A 19,318-nucleotide genomic window follows, 5' to 3' on the forward strand; every position below is an offset into this window, starting at 1 on the left:
CGCACAGTGTCGCCATGGCCGACCCCGCCCCGCACCAGCACGACGACCACGCCTTCGACCGGCCCTACTGGGACCGGCACTGGGCCGAGGCGTCCCACGACCGGCTTGCGGCCAGCCCCTACCTCGCGGAGGAGACCGCCCACCTGACGCCCGGGACGGCGTTGGACGCCGGGTGCGGCGCCGGAGCGGAGGCCATCTGGCTCGCGACTCACGGCTGGGACGTCACCGGGGTGGACATCTCCGCCGCCGCGCTCGCCGCCGCGCGCGAGAACGCCCGCCGCGCGTCCGTGACGGGCCGGTTGTCCTGGGTCGAGGCCGACCTCCTCGCCTGGGAGCCGGCGCAGCGATGGGACCTCGTCGTCACGTGCTACGCGCACGCCGCGATCCCCCAGCTCGACCTCTACCAGCGCCTGTCCGACCTCGTCGCTCCCGGCGGCACGCTGCTCGTCATCGCCCACGGCTCGGGCGACGCCGAGCACCACTACCCCCGGGAGGCTGAGGTGAGCGCGGCCGACGTCGCGGCCCTGTTCGCGGCGTCGTCGTGGACGGTGCGGACCGCCGCCGAGCGCGCTCGCACGGTCACGACGCGGGAGGGTGAGCTCCCGCTGCACGACGTCGTCGTGCGCGTCGAACGGACAGCCTGACCCCCGTTCCCCGTCGTCGCGGGTCGCGACGGCGGACTGTTCAGGACCGGACGGTCTCGACCGGGAAGGTCGTGCCGGTGAGCTGCTCGGAGACCGCCCACAGCCTGCGGGCGGTCTCGGCGTCCCGCGCCCGCCGTGAGCGGCCGACGAGGGCGGGGGCGCCGCGGTCGAACCGGCCACCCGGCCCGGCGTAGCTGCCACCGGGGACGTCGGCGACGGCCGCGTAGAGCACCGGCAGCGCACCGTCCTCGTCGGTCTGGGCGAACGCCGTGATGAGGCGGTCCCGCACGGCCTGCAGCCGGCCACCCGGCCCGCGCAGGAGGTTGGTCGCCGCGAGACCGGGGTGGGCGGCGACCGCACGAACCGGAGAGCCGGCCTCCTCCAGGCGGCGCTGCAGCTCGGTGGTGAAGAGGAGGTTGGCGAGCTTGGACTGGGCGTAGGCGCCCATCGGGCGGTACCGCCGGCGCTCCCAGTTGAGGTCGGAGAAGTCGATCGCTCCGGCGCGGTGGGCGTTGGAGGACACGGTGACCACGCGCCCGCGGATCTTCGGGAGCAGGAGGTTGGTGAGCGCGAAGTGGCCGAGGTGGTTGGTGCCGAGCTGCAGCTCGAAGCCCTGCGCCGTGCGGCCCAGCGGCGGGATCATGACGCCGGCGTTGTTGACGAGGACGTCGACCGGCTCGTCGACGCCCGCGGCGAAGGCCCGCACGGAGGTGAGGTCGGCGAGGTCGAGGCGGCGGACGTCGACGTCGCCGGGCATCTGCCGCGCCGCTTCCTCCCCCTTGGCGACGTCGCGCACGGCGAGGACGACGCTCGCCCCGCGACCGGCGAGCACCTGCGCGGTCACCCGGCCGAGACCGCTGTTCGCTCCGGTGACGACGACGGTACGGCCGGTGAGGTCGGGCACGCTCGCGGCTGAGAAGGGCTCCATCGGGCCAATGTAGGCAGCGTCCGGCGGACCTGCCCGGGCGCGGGGTCCTGGGAGCTTCTCGCCTGACGCGGTGTCAGCGGTGGAGGTGCTCGGGCCAGTCGGGCGGCACGGCTCCGGCCGGGCCCGGCGTGGGCTGGTCGAGCGGGTGGCTCTGCGGCGGGGCGAGCTCCGGGCCGGCGGTGACGGACTCGGTCTCGTAGTCCCACCACCACGACTGCCCTGGCTCGAAGGTGCGCATGTACCGGTGCCCCGTCTCCCGGTAGTGCGCTGTTGCGTGGGTGCCCGGCGAGCTGTCGCAGCAGCCGATGTGCCCGCACGCGGCGCACCGGCGCAGCTCGGCCCACCACCCGCCGTCGCGCAGGCACTCGGCGCAGCCGGTGCCGCTGGGAGGAACGCTGACGTCGATGCCTGCCTCGGTCATCGTGACCATCTCCTCGGGTCCGGTCGCCCCCACGGCGGCCCCGGCTCCACTGTACGACCAGCGCTCGCACTCGGGCAGGGGCACCGTCCGGGCCCACGCGCCCGAGATGTCCGACTAGCCTGGCGGGATGACGCAGACCTCGACCACCACGTCCCCCGCCGAGCGGGCGCGCGCGCTCTCCGCGCTGCACGCCGCCCCCGAGATCCTCCGGGTGGTGAACGTCTGGGACGTCGTCTCGGCGAAGGCCGTCCTCGCGCTGCCGGAGACCAGGGCGATCGCCACGGCCGGCCACTCGATCGCCGCGACCTTCGGCTACCCGGACGGCACCATCCCCTTCGACCTCACGCTCGACATGGTCGGTCGAATCGTCGAGGCTGCCGGCGACGTGCCCGTCACCGCCGACCTCGACGACGGCTACGAGGACACCGGCGAGACCACCCGCCGCGCCATCGGCGTCGGCATCGTCGGGGCGAACATGGAGGACCGGCTGCGTCCGGTCGCCGAGGCAGCCGCGCGGGTCGAGGCCGTCGTCGCCGCCGGCGAGGCCGAGGGCGTGCCCTTCTCGCTGAACGCCCGCACGGACGCGTTCGTGCGCGGCGGTGGCCGTCCCGTCGAGGAGTCGATCGCCGACGCCGTCGAGCGCGGCCGCGCCTACCTCGCGGCAGGGGCCGACATCGTCTTCGTCCCCGGAGTGCTCGACGCCGACGTCACCCGCCGGCTCGTCGAGGGCATCGGCGAGCGCAAGGTCAGCGTCATCGGCCTGCCCGGCGCGCTCACCGCGGCGGAGTACGAGGCCCTCGGCGTCGCCCGGATCTCCTACGGGCCCCTGACCCAGCGGGTCGCGCTCACCGCACTCCAGGACGTCGCGAAGAGCCTGTACGCCGACGGCGTGATCCCGGAGTCGACGCGGGCGCTGAACTAGCGTCCTTCAGGCCCGGGCAACCCAGCCTCGACTGACGGCGGCTCGTCCACTTCCCGCAGCGTCTCCTCCACGATCGAGATGACATCAATCGTGCCTTCGTCCTCGCCGGCTGCTGCGTCTTCCGCTGAGATGTCCTCAAATTCCACCGCTGGGAGCGAGAGCGAGAAGTCCTCCGCCTTCTCCCGCAGGAACCGCTCGCGATATGCCCAATAGGCCGCGTCGCCAACGCTGTCGAGCAGGTGAAAGTTGAGTCCGGCGCCGATGGCGATGCCCGCGACGGGGACGAGAGTTCCGAGCTTGCGCTGCGTGATCTTGAACCCGAACTTTGCGCCGAACTTTGCTGCGATTCGCGGAAGGATTCGCTCATTCAGCTGCCGCCAAGTAGCGCGGCGCGCCAGCTGCTGGGTCAACTGAGACAGTTCCTGGTAGGCCGCCGTCTTGGCAGCGCTCGTCGTCGCGCTTCCAAGGTTCATGACGGACATCGCGAAGATCGCCTCGCTCGGCTCCGAGGTGTCGTATCCGTAGTAGAGCGCCGTGTGCGTGATGGCGCGGTTCATGAGCGCCAGAGTGAACGCCGTGTCTGCCGCTATCGCCGTGGCGACGGTCCCCACACCAGGCACACCGCCAGCACCGGCTCCGGCAACGGACCCGGCTGCGAACAGCGCCTCGCCCCCGGTGATCACTCCGCCAGAAACGGCCCCTCCTGCGAAGGCAGTGGTTGAGTACGCGAGGTTCTTGCGGCGCGGGTGAACTCTGCGCTCGACCACCTCAAGGTCCAGCGCGCGGATGTCCTCCAGGCAGTCGACCGCGTACCCGCGCCGCTTGTACGCCCGGACAACTCGGTCCGGGGTGATAGTGGCTTGCCCAGCCTTCGATGCAGCCCTTGTGAGTCCCTCAGCAGCTCTCATGTAAGCGCCCTGCACGCGTTCGGCGCCCGGCACGTTCCTGGCAACCGTCGCTGCACGGTCCGACACCTTGCGTACCTGCGCTGGGACGAGGCGCCGCGGCGACCGGGCAAGCTGGGCTCGACGGTGTTCCTCAACTTCCCCCATTGCCCACTCTTCGTACCTGGAGAGACTGCGTTCCACGGATTCCTCTTTTCAGATGCGTCGCGTCAGCGTAGGGCAGTTGGCGCCGTACTTCTACGGATCGGGGTCAATACGTTGCGCACGTCGCCATCGACGCAGGTCGTCGAGAAGGAGCAGTTCACCGTCCAGTTTCGCTTGACGATGGAGCCCAGGAAACGCGCTCGAACGCCACAAGCCCGTGTGAGCTCGCCCTATCCTGTCGCCCCAGGTCTCATCCACACCGGTTGATCACCGACGTCGCAGCGGCTGCCAGTGCTTGGTCCACCTGATGTTGCGCGCAAGCGACCTGTCCCGCGGCGAACGCTGCGTCCTGTCCGCGAACGCGTGGCGGTCGGCGTTGACGTCCTGCCAACTGACAGGCAGGTGCGGATCGCAGTTACGGGCTGAGTGACCCTATCGTCGTCGCATCTTGAGGCGTTCGACCTCGAGGCCAGTCAGCGCGACCCGCTCCCGTCGCCCTGTGGCGTAGCGGCGCCACCGCTGGCGCCATCCGGTGCCGGAGAGCGGGTACGGGTCGGGAAGTCCCGCGCCCGGGTCGTGCCTGAGCGTTCGAAGGTGTTCCCAGGGGCGGTCGGATTCATCGACGTGGGCTTCATCCAGCCCCTGCTCGATGAGATCGTAGAACGCCTCGTAGGGGTAGCGACTGACCGTGCCCGCGATCGAGCTGCTCCAGACGGCCCACGCCTCGTCGGTGACGTTGCCGCTCTTCCGCAGGTCAATTTGGTCCTCGCATAGCGCCAGGTAGTCCCACATGGCGAGGTACTGCGCGTCCTTGTCCTCAGCATCGGCTAATTCGGCGAAGTCACCGCCGCTGTAGCTGCCGATCCGGAGGTCGAGGTTCAGCCGGTTGGAGATCTCCCAGTAGCGCTGGACGTAGATGTCTTCGAACTCACGCCTGCGTACGTACAGTGACGCCCGCAGCTGGTGCCAGGCCAGGAGGCCTGCGAGTATCACACCGCCTAGGGTCACCCAGACCTCGACGCTCATCGCAACCTCTCTGTCTGCCTCGACCCACATCGGACCGCGGCTGACGGTATCTCGCCCGGAGCGATGAGGTCACGTGGAGGGGCGCGCGTCTACACCAGTGTCCGTTCGGGTTCGCCGAGTTGAATCTCGAACGACTGGCGGATCAGGCCCATGATGTAGGGCAGGTCGGCCAGGCCGGTAAGTCCCACTTCGACGTCGCCGTTCCCCCAGCGCCCAACACCGCTGACGTCGGTGGCGACGCCGCGTGGGTCGTGCAGTTCATGAAACGGCATGTTCAGCGATAGCCGGAGCCGGGAGACCTGCGGGACGATGTCGACGAAGTTGGTCTCGGCCTTGTAGGCGACGTAGTGCTTGAGGAACTCCTCAGTGATGCCCGCGTCCAGAGCGAGGATCTCGGTACGGAGCGACTCGAAGAGCATGCGGGACTGTGTCCCTTCGGCCAGGTGCCGGTGGTCGTCGATGGTGTACGTCGTAGCCGGGCGCTGTGTGGAAGGGCGATACAGCGCGAGGACCTCGGCAGGCAGGTGGGGTGCCGGCCAGACCTTGGTGGCTATTGAGCGAGGCGGTGGGCGCGGGCGTCGATTGCGCCCTCGTGCCAGACCTCGACGGATGCAAGGCCGTCGTTCAGATGCAGTGGACTGTGCTTGAACCCTCCCTGCATGTCACGCTTCTCAGCAAAGGGCCGGTCGGAGTACTCGCTGTTGTAGCCAGTCAGGGTGAGGTTGCCAAGTGTGTGCAACTTGGTCTGATGGACCCGCTCCCAGTCCTCGCCGAGTGCTGTCCGCCACTCGTTCGAGAGGTTGGGGTTCTGCGGAAGGATGTGCTCGATTGTGTATTCGTCGACCGCGACGCGTTCCTTGCGGCCGTGGTTCTCCAGCCGACGAAGCCAGTAACTGCGGCGTGGGAAGCTGTACAGGTCCCGCGTGCGGAACTCGCGCATGAACTCCTCATCGTTGGGGAAGCGCCGGTAGGAAGGCAGCAGGAGCAGTGCTGCCTTCATGCTCTCGAGGTACGCCTCCGGCCGCAGGTTCTTGTGGAAGTTTGCAAAGGTCTTGTTCAACGAGTTCGTCGGAATTGCACAGATTGCCCGCCGGAAGACGTATGCGTCGACCAGGCGCACCGCCGTGACGAAGTCATCCCTGGACAAGATCCCGGCAGAGTAGTCGCGGTAGAGGGCCAGCAGCAGCGGGAATGCAACGTCGACCTTAAGTTCACGAAGGTCCTGGAACGCCTCGCCGAGAGCCTGGTCGGACTCCTTCCCGAGTGCCATCGCGCAGTAGTAGCGGGCGAACGTGTGGATGTCAGCCACCAGGGCATCAACGCCCGCGGCTGCAACGCTCGGCGTCCTCGAGTAAGACTTGAACGCCTCATACACCGCACCGACGTTGGGGATCTCGCCGGTCTTCAGGGTGAGGTAATGGCGCATGAACTTGTCGAAGTGAGCGCCGTACCCTTCCTGGCCGAAGTCGAGCTCCATGGGCCGCCAGTGGTGCCGGTATAGCTCAGTCTGGTGTCCGGGCTCCAGGCCCATGAGGACGAAGTTCCGGATCAGGTCCGCCTGGCTGAGCTCGCGCCCCGTGGAGTTCATGCTCTCGAAGATGAGCTGCGGGTTGTCCAGCACCCGATCCAGCGAGACGTCCACCACGAGGAGCTTGTTTAAACCCGCGCACAGGGCGCTTACGTCCTCACCCAGGTCAGCCACAAAGTTCTCGAAGAGGGCGAAGTTCTCCTCAACTCGGTGAGATCGAATGGCGGGCAACTCACGCTGCCCGACCAGGGCCGTAAGCGTGTCCCTATCAGTCTGGGTCAGCAGCAACTTGAACCGGAGTTCGCCCTCTTCGAGCGGGTTCTGCAGGTAGTAGCTGCGGATCTTCTTGGCACTGAACCCCTCCACCGGCTCGGTCTCGGCGATGTGACGGGCGAGCACCTCGAGCAGCAGCATGACGGTCGTGAGTCGCTGCTGGCCGTCGATCACAAGGAGGGGGGTCTGAGAGGAGACCTGGTAGAGCCCCTTCTCGATGTAGACCACTGAACCGATGAAGTGGGCACGAACGTCTTCGTTGCGCCCCGCGCGGAGGATGTCATTCCACAGCTGCCGGCACTCCTTGGTCGTCCAGCTATAGGTGCGCTGATAGATCGGGATGACGAACTGAGGGGATTTCTTCAGGAACGGCAGCAGGACAGCCTCTGTCGCTTTCACAGGCACATGACCTTCCGTACATCGAGGACACCTTGGCGTGCGGGGGAATGGCTGGAGGCTAGGGCAGAGCGGGCACCAACGCGGCTGGTCGGCGGCACCGCCCTGCCTCGCTGATTCTCAACCACCATTCGGCGAACTCATGACCGTGGCTCGACCGCTGCGTAGTGCCGATGCAAGCCCTTCACTTGTGCGGCCCAGAAAGTCAAGCGTTCGTCCGCGCTGGCGGAGATCGACAGCAGCCCGAGCTGCTTCGCGAGAGCGTAGAAGCCGCTGCCAGGGTCGTTACCGCCAAGGTAGATCACGAGGGCTGAGAGCATGCAGCCCGACTCTGGTCGTGTGTGCTCGACGACCCGTCCGAGCAAGTACCCCATAGCGGCGCGCTCGGCCTGACTATCGAAGTTGAAGCCGGGACGGCCCGTCCGCTCAGTTAGCTCGCGGTTGAGTTCGGTGTAGGTCGTCTGCCCTTCTCGCCGGGCGACGGAGCTGAGGAACGCTGTCGCAGCCCCCACAAAATCGTCCCAAACGGCCGGCGATCGACCATGCATCGTTCCGTGATCGCTCATGTTCTCCTCGCCGTTTGCCCGCATCGCCAACAGCTTGTCGGTGCCCACTGTCTGCCACCACCACGCCGAGAGTCACCAACGCCACGGGCCTCGGTAGGTATGCCCCATGTCTACCAGTCGCCACTGACACGGACGGCTCAAATCGGAAGGCGGTTCCCGCGCCTGATCGGAGATCGTAACGTCGGCGCTTCGGTCGACCGGCGCGCTCACCGCCGTCGATACGAAGCCCTCGGCCAGCCAGTGATGGGTCAACTGTTCGACGCCTCTATCGGGTGTACCTAATCCCGAAGTCGGCGCGGGCGCTCAACTGCGCGAGCGATACCCCGGCGGCCGGACTGGCCCTACCTGATTCCGAAGTCGTACGCGTCTTGCTGCCGGTCCCCGTACTTCTCGCGCAGGAAGTTGCCGGTGGTGGTGAGCTGGGCGGGGATGCGGCTGTCGCGGGTCGCCTTGAGCGAGCGCGCCTGCTCGGCGATCAGCCCGAGCTGCTCGGTGAGCTCCTCGTTGGGGGTGCGCCCGTTGGGCTGGCGCTGGTCGACCAGAGCGGGCGGGATGGCGAGGTAGCCGCGCAGCACGCCGGGGACGTACTGGCGGACCATGGCGTCGAGCTCGTACTCCAGGCGCGCGTCGCGGGAGGGCGCGCGCGCCTCCGCCTCGACGACGCTGCCGAGCAGCCGGCACGTCTCGTGGACGGTGGTGTACGCCGTCGCCGGCAGGCGCATCCGGTACTGCGTGGCGTAGGCACCCACCCAGGTGAGCGCGGCGACGCGTCCCTCGGTGCCCTCGAGCGCGGCTTCTGCCGGCGGGGCGTCCGGGACGGGGCCGATCGCGTTCTGCTCGCCGGTGAAGCGGTGCCACCAGCGGCGCCGCTTGGGCAGCCACAGGTCGCGCAGGTGCCAGGCCCGTACGCCGGAGGCCCCCATCGAGGCGAGGCCGAGGAGGAAGCCGGGGCCGCCCCAGCCGAGCCAGAACACGGCCACGGAGAACCCGGCCGCGTAGACCAGGCCCTCGAGGACGGCGCGAAGGTTCTTCTTCACCGCGCCGATGAACAGGACGAGGTAGGCGACGAGCGGCAGGAACAGGACGGCGAGGCCGACCTTGACGACGTTGCCCAGCGTCCAGCGGGACATGGCTCAGCTCCCTCCCGTGGTGTCGGGGGTGTCGGAGGACCGGCTGCGCTCGAGCTGCATCCGGGCGCGGCTCACCTGGCCCTCGAGCACGTGGACCGTCTGCTTCATCGCCTGGGTGGCCTCGGCCTTGTACCGGTCGATCTCGTCCATCGCCTGGAAGACGTTGTCGAACGCCTGCTGGAGCATGGCCGGGTCCACCGTGGCCTGGGCGGCCTGGCGCTGGATGTCGGCGCCCTGGGAGCGCAGCAGCTCCGACGTCGCGAGGATCATGTCCGACGTCGTGGAGTTCAGCGCGTCGACCTGCGCGAGGACGATCTTCTGCTGCCCGAGCGCCTGGGAGACGATGACGGCCACGCGTAGGGCCGAGAGGGTCGTGTCGAGCGCGCGGTCGACGCCCTTGATGAGCTCGGTGTTGTTCTTCTTCACGACGTCGAGGGCGAGGTAGCCCTGGATGGACACGGCCATCTGGGTCATGAGGTCCTGGTGGCGCTGGCGCACGTAGAAGAGCGCGTCGGACTCCAGGGCGGCGGCGTCCTCGCCCCTGCCCTCCGCGCGCAGGCCGGCGATGCGCTGCTCGAGGCCGTCGCCGAGGTGGCGGGCGAGGACGGCGTAGTTGGCGAGCTGCTCGAGGGAGGCCCACAGGGCGTCGCGCTCGGTCTGGATCGCGGCGTTGTCCATCCGCAGCTCGTCCTGACCACCCTTGAGCGCCTTGGTGATGGCGTCGAGCTGGGTCTGGGCGGACTCGTACTTCTGGAAGTACCGCTGGATGCCGCTGCCCCCGGGGAGGAACTTGAAGACCTTGCGCGCGCCGGTGAGGTCGTGGCGCTTGGGGTCGAGCTCAGTGACGATCTGGCGTAGCTCGGCGAGCGAGGCACCTGTGCGCGACGCCGGGTCGGCGCCGGTGGCGGCCAGGGCGGAGGCGGGGCGCTGCAGCATGCGGTTGGTGGAGTCCGCCGCCTGCCGCATCGTCCCCTCCCCCAGCGAGGTGAGCTGGGCGAGCTTGGTCTGGAACTCCGGGCTGTGCAGCGGCGTGGCGAGCAGGTCGTCGAGGAACTTCTGCGCAGTCTCGGCGTGCTTCTGCTGGGTCTCGGCGTCCACGAGGATGTAGCCGCCCACCTTCTCCGGCTCGTGGACGACGACGTCGGTGGTCGGCTCCGGCGCCTCGAGGTGCAGCGGGTTCTCGACGGCGGTGGGCTCATTGCGGCTCAGGTCGAGCGGGTTCGTCATGCGTGCACTCCTCGGGCAGGGGGCTGAGGTCCATTGTCTCAGCCTTCGGGCCGTCGGTCAGGGGCATAGTCCTTGACATACGCCGCGACGCGCACGGTCAGGTGGTCCCCGACCGGGCGAAGGCGAGAAGATCTTCACTCGTCGCCGTCTCCGTGGCAGACAGGCCGGCGCTCCCCTACCCTCCCTCGTAAACCGGAACAAATCCGGGGGGCGGCGCCCCCGGCGTCGGCTTCGGCTCCGACCTCGTTAACGCCCTGGGACCGGGGCTGCTTGCGCTCCCCGGTGCCGGGGCCGTCACCGCCGCAGGTCATCTTGACCGTGTGGTCCCACCCGGGCGCATCCGTAGCCGAGGCCGCCTTCATCCAGATCCTCTGGACATGCCCATCCCCACCTCATCGGGCAACACCCCGCCAAGAAGCGTGCCGAGATCCGGGAAAAGTTGCAGAAATTCCTGGCCAAGATCCCCGTGTTCATGTACGCCACCGACTACCGGGAAGAAGCTCTCAAGCACGTCATCGAGTCCCTCGACGCGGAGCTGTTCGAGCGGGTCACCGGCCTGACCGTCGCAGACTTCAGGACTCTCAACAACCTTGGTCTGTTCAACGCGCAGCACATGAACCACGCCATCTACCAGTTCAAGCGCTTCGAGTCGGCCTGAACCGCCCCGGGTTTCGTGGAGGCTCGGCTACGTGGAACCAGCCCCGATCGGGACGGGTGTTTTCAGGGTAGTGCTCGGGTGTGACGCTCGCCCAGTGGTTGGCCTCGAACTCCGAGGGGGCAAGCCCGATCTCGCCGTGCAGGCGTCGGTGGTTGAACCAGTCGACGTTCTCGGGGGACGGCGATCTCGACGTCGGTCACGTTCTTCCAGCCGCCCTTCGGGCGCATGACCGGGCTGGGGACGCACTCGGCCTTGAACGGGGAGTTCAGTGCCTCGGCCATCATTTCTCCCCTGTTCATCACGTAGGACTCAACGAGTTTGCCGTCGAAGATGAGCCATGTTCGACCCGCGCCACGGCGTCGAGCGCTCGTTGCGCCGTCGGGGACAGGGCCATCCACGGCGCACGGTCGATGCGAGCGCTTTGCTCCAGCTCGCGGTTGCTCGCTATGGCGACCGGATCGACGAGGCGTGTCAGCCGGTAGGTCTTGTAGACGGTTCGCTGTCCGATACTTGTGACGTGGGTCAGCGTGTCGTCGTGACGGATGAGCGTCGACCTGTCGCTCCGTCCCACAGCGTCGACCGCTACAGTCGGGAGTCCGTCGACGAGCGTGATTGCCTGTGCCGCGATCTTCACCGTGTTGGTGAAGTCGCCCCGGATCTCGAATGTGAGCGGGCCGAGCGCTTTGACGTCCGACGTGGGAAAGTTCCGCTGCAGCTTATTCAGGGCGTCGGCATGGCTGTCCGCACGGAGGATCGCGTTGCGGTGTTCCCAGACCGCTGCAGGGGCGACGTGGAGGACCGCCGTGCCAGTGCGTCCGCCGGCGCCGAGGGATTCGCAATTCGCCGCGACAGCGTCCGGGTCGGCGCGGGCGATGAGGTCGCGGAGCTCATCGCGCGTGTCGTCGAAGACCTGGTTCTGGTGCGTGCGCCCGTTGGCCGGCTGGGCTTCGTCGAGGCGGAAGAGGCAGACCGCGGCAAGCGAGCCGAGCTGAGACGTGAGCGGCTCCGGTACGTCGTCACCGGGTAGGGCGCGGACAGCATCGGCGAATAGGTCGAACCAACCGGGCGTCTCAGTGGCAGAGTCCCAGATGTCGAGGTTAGTGGCGATCAGGATGAGTCCAACCATGGCGGACCGGTCGATGGCGGGTGCCGTTTTCATCAGGTCGGCGAGGGTGTGCAGCCAGCGCCGGTACCGGGCCTTCTCCCGCTCGCTGAGTTTGCGATGATCGACGGATGGTGCCGCATTGGCCTCGAGCTGATCCTCGAGGGCATCGATCTCCTCGGCGTTGTGCTCGTCGTCGGCGGCCGTGGGGTCAATGTCTGCGAAGCGGTCGAACCAGATCGGTGCGGCGCCGCCGCCCTGAACAGCATTCGTGCTCGTCAGCTTGGGAAGTCCACCGATGGCGAAGTCCGCTATCTGGTTCCCCAGCCGCACGGTCGCGTCATCGGTGTACCTGGCCCACGCGTCAGGCGCGTCGACTGTGTGCCAGCCCTCCGCCGGGCGGACTCGGATCTCACCCGGCCCGGTGGTGGCATGCTGGCCCATTGCGGCACGTGGGAGGGCCACTCGTCCCCGGCTGGAGAGCAACTGGGTCAGTGCCTTCTGCCAGGCTTCGGCCACGCCCGGGTCACCGAAGAGGTCGCCCGGGTGGACGTCGACGTTGGTACGTCCGCTTGAGGATGGGCTGACGCGTTTGAGGACCCCTACCGGGTCGGTGACGTGGATGTCCGGGCCCCAGACCGGTCCATCCGCCGTTGAGACGAGCACGTGTAGCCGCGTGCCGGGCTGGAACTGTTCGGGGATGGGGAGCTGGACGCTGGCGCGCCCCGCGGGGAGTACGCCCAGGCTTACATACTGCTCGGGCAGGTCATCGAACCGGCTTGCCTCGAGCACGACTCCGGCGGGCAGCGGTTTCGCGAACTGGAGGTCGAGCTGGTTGCCGTTGAGGACAGCGCCGAGGAGCACAGGAAGCCCCTGACCGAACCGCTCGCGCTCGGATTTCTCCTCGCCGGGTGCGTCGATCCGGACCGTCGGTACGTTGTCCAGGGGTATCGCGTCGTCTTGGCCGGGGTACAGGGAGCCTGCTAACGGCGCCAGGACGCCGACTTCGCAGTTGCCAAGCTGCTCGACGGGGCGCAGAAGAGCCGCCGCGGTGAGGTTGGGGCTTCCGGTGAGCGTCCATCCGGTGCCGTCGGAGAATACGGCCTGAAGCAGTTTCCCATGGCGATACACGTCGCCAGCCGGCTGGAAGGTGAGGGCGGCGCCGTGGCTGGCCGCAGCTCGCTGAAGCGCGTGGGGATCGATCACGGTGAGGCCGGGCTGGACCGCTACGAGTAACTCCTTGGGACGATACCGGGTCAGCAAGGCTTCAAGCGCCGCTCCCTGGGGGTCATGGAAGGGGGCATACAGGTCGAGGCGTTCCGCGTGCCCGACTGGGAGCTGGTCGATGATCGAGGCACCGCTCGTAGTGACGAGGCGGTGGCCGGTGTCTAGCGGGGGTGCCACGGACGTGAGCCTCGCTAGCTCCGCGGCGGTTCGCTGGATGCCGTCTGCCGCGAGGCGGGTGATGGGCACGAGGTCGGGTAGGCCGCGAAGCCAGGCGATCACTTCCGTGACGATCGCGGGGCAGCCATGCTCACGGTCTGCGGTGACCAGGGTGAGCGTCTCCTCGTTGCGGTGCCACCCGTTGACCGTGAGGTTTCCCGATCCGATGCCGATGAGCGCGCGCTCTGGACCCGCGAGAACGGTCACCTTCGGATGGAACGCCCCGGGTATGGCGGCCAGACCGGAGACGTAGGACCTCCCGGCTCCACTGATGGCGCGCGAGTTCGGTGCGTAGTGGTTCGCATCCGCGATAACGGTGACGGCCGCGCCTGCTGCCCTGCTGATGCCGAGAAGCCTGGTCTCGAAGAACTCGAGGCTGACATTGAAAGTCAGGTATAGCGCTTCGCTTGCCTGCCGGTCAGGACGTGAGGCCTCGTCCCACAGGTGAGCAAGTAGTCCGGGAACGGTCTCTGCGGAGACAGCCGCCTCAGGAGCCGTCGCCAAGAAGCTCACCCCGCTGCCCCAGGGTCCACACGCCGTCGGCGCGGTCGAAGAGTCCCACCTGACGCCCCATGGAAAGCAGCTGCCGCCATCGCAGCCCTGGGCGACGCGGAGTTTCCCCATAGACGCGAAAAACCAAGTCATCGCGAACGTTGACGCGTGCCGGGATGGTGAACCTGCCTGACTTGGCGTGGTAGCGGGACTTACGGAGCGCCACCCGTTGCGAACGGTTAAGCATGGTGTCGACAAGGTATGAACTGAAGTCGCGGAGCGACCTGTTGGCCCAGTTTCGGGTGACCGCCCGGACCCAGTACGGCGAGAGCTCTTCCACGGCTTCGGGTCTGTCGGGGGGCCCTTGGAAGCCGAGGAGTTCGGCGCCGGTGAGCTCGTCGAGCCTGCGGGCTCCCAGGAGGATAACGGCGATCCGGCGAATCGGTTCCGGTAGATGATCGAGTGATGGGTCGCGCTCAGCGGGCAGCGGAACCCCCGCTGCGTCGCGGGTGGCCGGCAGTAACGACGCGAAGTCAGCGACAGTGCCGACAGGAGCGTGGTCGGCGAGCCACTGCCGGAGTTCATGGACCGGCATCGCCCCTTGGGCAGGCAGGAGCGAGCAGAGGTCGGCCCACAGGTAGCGCCACGCGGTGACTGATTCAGCACGCATGACGATGCCGCGCCAGCGGCGCCGTATCTGACGATCGTCGGGTTCTGGCAAATCAAGGTGTGCGGGGTGATACATCGCGAAGCGATAGAGGTCGTCCTCGTCATCGATGCGGGCGGTCCCGATCGCGTTGGCGAACATCGCCATGGTCTCGCCGAGGATGTGGCCCACGCCTTCGCCGTGTCGGTCGCCCGCGAATAGGTTAGCGAGCCAGTCTCCGTCGCTCCCGTATCGGGTCTGACACAGGCACGCGGAACCAAGGTGGGCGACGTCGTCTGCGCTGACCTGGCCACGTTCGGCGACATCGAGCACGCCAGAGAGGGCGCCCCGCACGGCGGCATCGTCGTACCGGTCGCCCGGGCATAGGCCCTTGGTGTCCAAGACCTTCAACGTCATCTCCGAGCCCCTGTATGGGCCCCAAAACCCCCACGAAGCCTTCGCGTACGTGCCCGTACCCACCCCGGCGGCCTGATCCAGGTACACCGGTCCTTCGTTGAGGCGAGCGCGTAGGAAGTCGGCGCCGTGGGCCTCGACGTTCCAGTCCTCTGGGTGCTGATCGGAATGGGCATGCACGAGGCAGGCCAGGCCAAAGACCACCTCGATGCGTCGCATCAGGTCCTGGGCTTGGGCATCGCTCAGGCCCTTCGACGCCTTTTCATGAGCCGCGAGTCCGTGCAGGGCGTAGTAGCGGGCCCCCGTGGTAACCGTCGTCACGCCCGGCGCGTGAACGGCTACGGCCGCATTGAGGTACCGCTCGACTGCGAGCGGGAACAGGCCCATGATCGGGCTGACCTTCGTGTCGACCCAACCCGGGCCCACCACCGGTGGTGATTCGGAGCCGACGGTCACTCTCAACTGTCGCCACACGAGAGTAGAACGGGCGGGACTCCTTCTCTGGACTCGTCGTGCATCGAAGCTCCTTCGCTATTAGGTGCCATGCCCGACGCTATCCTGAGCAGACATCGATGGGGCCCACTTTGGGCCGGCGTGGCATCGGCTCCGTCCGTGCCACGACGCACACTCGCTCAGCGAACCGACGAGTCGGGAGAGCACCCTACGAGGTCCATTAGCACCTCGCGCCGACACCTTTCTTCAATTGCGCGGTCCGGGATCTGGATGAACTCAACCGCACTGAAGCCGTCACCTTGACGCCGATTCTGCGGCGGCTCCAGCCCTTCAATGAGAAGGGCCTCCATCGTGGCGATTAGAGCCGCCAGCCCGATGGCAGCGGTCGGTGTGGGCGAGAGAATACCGTCATCCTGTACACCTCTCACGCGAACCAGGAGAAGCGCTCCCAACGCCCGGTTAGCAGGTCTCGGGTGTGTTCCCACAGCCTGGCACCGAGGCGAGGGTGGGTCACACGCCCGACGTATACGACGCGGTTTCCGTCGTAGAGAAGGTGAACGCCGACCTGATCGCCGAAGTCAACCTTTTGAGGACCCGATTACTGGACGCCAGTCAGGCGCGAGGAGCGAACGCTCCAGTCGATCTCGCTGCGGCGCCAGAACATGCCGAACGCATTGATAAGACCCATCTCTTCGGCGTCCTCGAGAGCGTCGTCGGTCGCCGACGCCGCTGGGGCAGAGATGATGCTGGGAGCACCCGCTGACGCGAGGGCGGCATCCGATTTGAGCGCGTAGACGCCCTACCGGCCTTGTGCAGCAGTCCCGCTCGCCTAAGCTCGAGGTAGATATCTCGGCTGATGACAGCCCACGAGGAACGTGAGACACCACCGTGCACGACGGGCTTTACGAATCGCTCATCACCACATCGCTGCAACAGACGCTCAACTCACTCCCGCCTCACCGCGTCATTGACGAGCAGGAGGTCGATGAGGCAGATGCTCCGAGCATCTTGGCGCGGCATGTTGCGGAGGAGCTCGAGCGGGCTCTACGCGAGACGAAGAACGCCCAGACGCGGCTGACCCTCATCAACGACGTCCTCGAGCACATCGAGGCAGCGCAGGCGAGCGTGCAGTCGCCCGTGCGCCAACTCCATGCGGTTCGCCCCAAACCTCAGGCGCACGTGGCAGAGGTTCTGCACTCCCGCCCGCGCACCCCGCTGTCTGACGCCGCGCTGCTGACGAATGCCAAGGGTGACCCGAACCTGGGAGCGGAGCTGCGGTCTGAGTTCGACTCAGCGGAGCAGGTCGATCTGCTCTGCGCCTTCGTCAAGTGGAGCGGGCTGCGCGTCCTCGAAGAGCCACTGCGCGCGTTCACCGCTCGGGGCGGCCGGTTGCGGGTCATTACGACGACGTACGTCGGGGCGACCGAGCGACGGGCGCTCGACCGTCTCGTCAACGACTTCGGCGCGCAGGTCAAGGTCCAGTACGAGATCGCGCGGACCCGACTCCACGCGAAGTCCTGGATGTTCCGTCGCAGTACCGGATTCGATACCGCCTACGTCGGGTCCTCCAACCTCTCGACCGCCGCCCTGCTCGATGGCGTGGAGTGGAACGTCCGGCTTTCCGCAGTCGCCACTCCCGCCCTCCTGCACAAGTTCGACGCGACTTTCGAGACCTACTGGAACGACCCGTCCTACATCGACTACGACCCTGACCGGGACGGAGACCGCCTCGACGCCGCACTCGCCGCCGCGTCAGGACGCAAGCCCTCGACTTCGACGCTCAACCTCTCGGGGCTGGAGGTGCGGCCGTTCCCGCACCAGGTGAAGATCCTCGAGCAGTTGGACGCCGAACGCACCGTCCACGACCGCCACCGAAACCTCGTCGTCGCCGCAACGGGGACCGGAAAGACAGTCGTGGCGGCATTGGACTACCGCAATCTCGCTGCTGGCGCACCGCAGGAGTGGCGGCTGTTGTTCGTCGCGCACCGCATCGAGATCCTCGAGCAGGCGCAGCGCACCTACCGAGAAGTCCTGGCCGATGGATCGTTCGGAGAGCTGTGGGGCCAGGGACAGCGGCCTCAGCACGGGCAGCACGTCTTCGCGACCATCCAGTCCGTGACGAACGAGCTGGCTTCGATCCCGCCCGACGCCTTTGACATCCTCGTGGTCGATGAGTTCCACCACGCCCACGCCGCGTCGTACCGGCGACTCCTCGACCACTTCGCACCCCGTGAGCTCCTTGGTCTGACCGCCACCCCGGAACGCACCGACGGCATCGACGTCAGCGAGGCGTTCTTCGGCGGGAGAACAGCTGCCGAGATGCGACTGTGGGACGCGCTCGAAGCAGAGCTCCTCAGCCCGTTCCACTATTTCGCCGTCTCGGACAACGTCGACCTCCGGGATGTGAGCTGGAAGCGCGGTCGTTACGACCAGGCGGAGCTGGAGAACGTCTACACCGGCAACGACGCGAGAGCGCGGATCATCCTCAAGGAGCTGCAGGACAAGGTCGGCGACGTCAGCCAGATGCGCGCCCTGGGCTTCTGCGTCGGGGTCCGGCACGCGGAATACATGGCCCAGACGTTCACCGCTGCGGGTATCCCCGCGCGTGCCGTGTCCGGCGGGACGCCATCCGATGCCCGCGCGCAGGCGCTCAGGGACCTCCGGTCGCGTGAGGTGAACGTCCTTTTCACCGCTGACCTCTACAACGAGGGGATCGACCTGCCGGAGGTCGACACCGTCCTCTTCCTGCGTCCCACCGAGAGCGCCACGATCTTCCTGCAGCAGCTCGGCCGCGGACTGCGCGCCGCACCGACCAAGGCCGTGCTGACGGCGCTCGACTTCGTCGGTCATCAGCGCAGGGAGTTCCGGTTCGACCGCAAGTTCCGTTCCCTGACGGGAGCCACTCGAAAGGGCCTGCGCGAGCAGATCGAGAAGGGGTTCCCGTTCTTGCCGTCGGGGTGCCAGATCGTGCTCGACCGGCAGAGCCAGCAGATCGTGCTCGATGGCATCAAGGCCCAGGTGCAGCCGCGGTGGGCTGCACTCGTCAACGAGCTCAGGTCGCTCAAGCGAGAGCACGACGACGTCTCGCTCGCGACGTTCCTGCGCGAGACCGACGCAGAGCTCGCCGACGTTCTCAAGCCCAAGCGCGGCTGGACACAGCTGCGAGCGGACGCCGGCCTGGCCATTCCCGAGCGGGGACCGCGTCACGAGGAGCTCGTTCGCAGAGCCACGGCCCTGGCGCACGTCGATGACCTGGAGCGCGGGGCCGCCTACCTGGCGTTCCTCGCGGAGGACGCACCCGACTACGACGCCGTCGACGAGCTCCAGCAGCGGTACGCCCGCATGCTCTTCTTCAGCCTCTGGCCGGACCGAGGCGGCTTCGGGTCCTACGCCGAGGGACTCGCGGCACTGCGCCCCGAGCGAGCGGCCCGGGGCGAGCTCAGCGAGGTCATCAATCTCGGGCTCGACTCCATCACCCACGTCCCGGCGGGGATCGACGGACCGCTCACCAGGCTCGGGCTGAGGACGCACGCCCACTACAGCCGAGACGAGATCGTGGCGGCACTCGATCACGCAAGCCTGGAGCGGCGGGCTGACAGCTTCCGTGAGGGCGTCCTCTACTCGAAGCCATGGAATACCGACGCCTTGTTCGTGACGCTGAAGAAGTCCGAACGCGACTACTCCCCCACGACGATGTACAACGACTACGCGATCAGCCCGCGCCTCTTCCACTGGGAGTCCCAGTCCCGCACCACCGTGGCATCACCGACTGGCCAGCGGTATCTCAACCACCGTGAACTGGGCTCGCACGTGCTGCTCCTCGCCCGCGCGCGGAAGGTTGGGCCGCTCGGCACGGCGCCCTACCTGCTCCTCGGACCCGCTGACTACGTCAACCACCGGGGTGAGCGGCCCATCGCCATCACGTGGAAACTGCGCCGGCCGCTGCCGATGGACTTCTTCCAGGAGGCGTCGGTCGCGTCCGCATGATCCGCGAAGGAAG

At 67.4% G+C, this 19,318-nt stretch carries 13 protein-coding genes and 1 pseudogene; 4 read left to right on the forward strand and 10 right to left on the reverse strand.

Going from position 1 to position 19,318, the window contains the following annotated elements; translation table 11 throughout:
* Positions 1-14: 14 nt before the first annotated feature.
* Positions 15-644, forward strand: a complete 630-nt coding sequence (locus FE251_RS09495) for a class I SAM-dependent methyltransferase (RefSeq protein ID WP_139948601.1) — start codon at positions 15-17, stop codon at positions 642-644.
* Positions 645-684: 40 nt separating this feature from the next.
* Here the strand turns inward: FE251_RS09495 and FE251_RS09500 are convergent, their stop codons facing one another.
* Both FE251_RS09500 and FE251_RS09505 read right to left on the reverse strand, forming a co-directional pair.
* Entirely contained in the window at positions 685-1,572 is an 888-nt protein-coding gene (locus FE251_RS09500) for an oxidoreductase (RefSeq protein ID WP_139948602.1), read from the reverse strand.
* 73 nt (positions 1,573-1,645) lie between these two features.
* Positions 1,646-1,993 (reverse strand): UBP-type zinc finger domain-containing protein, encoded by a 348-nt coding sequence (locus FE251_RS09505; RefSeq protein WP_139073753.1) that lies wholly within the window; start codon positions 1,991-1,993, stop codon positions 1,646-1,648.
* A 127-nt stretch (positions 1,994-2,120) separates the two neighbouring features.
* Here FE251_RS09505 and FE251_RS09510 point away from each other — a divergent pair, with 127 nt between their 5' ends.
* Positions 2,121-2,915, forward strand: coding sequence for an isocitrate lyase/PEP mutase family protein (locus FE251_RS09510; protein WP_139948603.1), 795 nt, complete (start codon positions 2,121-2,123; stop codon positions 2,913-2,915).
* Here FE251_RS09510 and FE251_RS09515 read toward each other — a convergent pair.
* The 6 genes and pseudogenes from FE251_RS09515 to FE251_RS09540 form a co-directional block, all read right to left on the reverse strand.
* Positions 2,912-4,003 (reverse strand): EcsC family protein, encoded by a 1,092-nt coding sequence (locus FE251_RS09515; RefSeq protein ID WP_139948604.1) that lies wholly within the window; start codon positions 4,001-4,003, stop codon positions 2,912-2,914. The genes FE251_RS09510 and FE251_RS09515 overlap by 4 nt on opposite strands.
* A 393-nt stretch (positions 4,004-4,396) precedes the next feature.
* Positions 4,397-4,990, reverse strand: a complete 594-nt coding sequence (locus FE251_RS09520; protein WP_139948605.1) for a hypothetical protein — start codon at positions 4,988-4,990, stop codon at positions 4,397-4,399.
* A gap of 89 nt (positions 4,991-5,079) precedes the next feature.
* Positions 5,080-7,190 (reverse strand): annotated as a pseudogene (locus FE251_RS09525) (GmrSD restriction endonuclease domain-containing protein).
* 137 nt (positions 7,191-7,327) lie between these two features.
* Positions 7,328-7,801: a hypothetical protein gene (locus FE251_RS09530; RefSeq protein ID WP_223147520.1), complete on the reverse strand. Its 474-nt coding sequence runs from the start codon at positions 7,799-7,801 to the stop codon at positions 7,328-7,330.
* 293 nt (positions 7,802-8,094) lie between these two features.
* Positions 8,095-8,883 carry a hypothetical protein gene (locus FE251_RS09535; RefSeq protein WP_139948606.1) on the reverse strand — a complete coding sequence of 263 codons (789 nt, stop codon included), beginning with the start codon at positions 8,881-8,883 and terminating at the stop codon, positions 8,095-8,097.
* 3 nt (positions 8,884-8,886) lie between these two features.
* Positions 8,887-10,110, reverse strand: coding sequence for a toxic anion resistance protein (locus FE251_RS09540; protein ID WP_139948607.1), 1,224 nt, complete (start codon positions 10,108-10,110; stop codon positions 8,887-8,889).
* A 472-nt stretch (positions 10,111-10,582) separates the two neighbouring features.
* On the opposite strand from FE251_RS09540, the gene FE251_RS09545 reads away from it, so the two are divergent.
* Positions 10,583-10,768: a hypothetical protein gene (locus tag FE251_RS09545; RefSeq protein ID WP_139948608.1), complete on the forward strand. Its 186-nt coding sequence runs from the start codon at positions 10,583-10,585 to the stop codon at positions 10,766-10,768.
* Between the two features lie 298 nt (positions 10,769-11,066).
* On the opposite strand, the gene FE251_RS09550 is transcribed toward FE251_RS09545, so the two are convergent.
* Together FE251_RS09550 and FE251_RS09555 are read right to left on the reverse strand one after the other, a co-directional pair.
* Complete coding sequence (locus FE251_RS09550; RefSeq protein WP_139948609.1) at positions 11,067-13,826, reverse strand: phospholipase D-like domain-containing protein; 2,760 nt, start codon at positions 13,824-13,826, stop codon at positions 11,067-11,069.
* Complete coding sequence (locus FE251_RS09555; RefSeq protein WP_139948610.1) at positions 13,801-15,321, reverse strand: hypothetical protein; 1,521 nt, start codon at positions 15,319-15,321, stop codon at positions 13,801-13,803. Before FE251_RS09555 ends, FE251_RS09550 begins: the two co-directional genes overlap by 26 nt.
* A gap of 885 nt (positions 15,322-16,206) precedes the next feature.
* Here FE251_RS09555 and FE251_RS09560 point away from each other — a divergent pair.
* The gene (locus FE251_RS09560; RefSeq protein WP_139948611.1) at positions 16,207-19,305 is read left to right on the forward strand and encodes a DUF3427 domain-containing protein; all 3,099 of its coding nucleotides are present in this window, start codon (positions 16,207-16,209) and stop codon (positions 19,303-19,305) included.
* Positions 19,306-19,318: the final 13 nt, after the last annotated feature.

Origin of the sequence: Georgenia wutianyii, from assembly GCF_006349365.1 — a bacterium.
In the GTDB taxonomy this organism is placed as follows: Bacteria; Actinomycetota; Actinomycetes; order Actinomycetales; family Actinomycetaceae; genus Oceanitalea; species Oceanitalea wutianyii.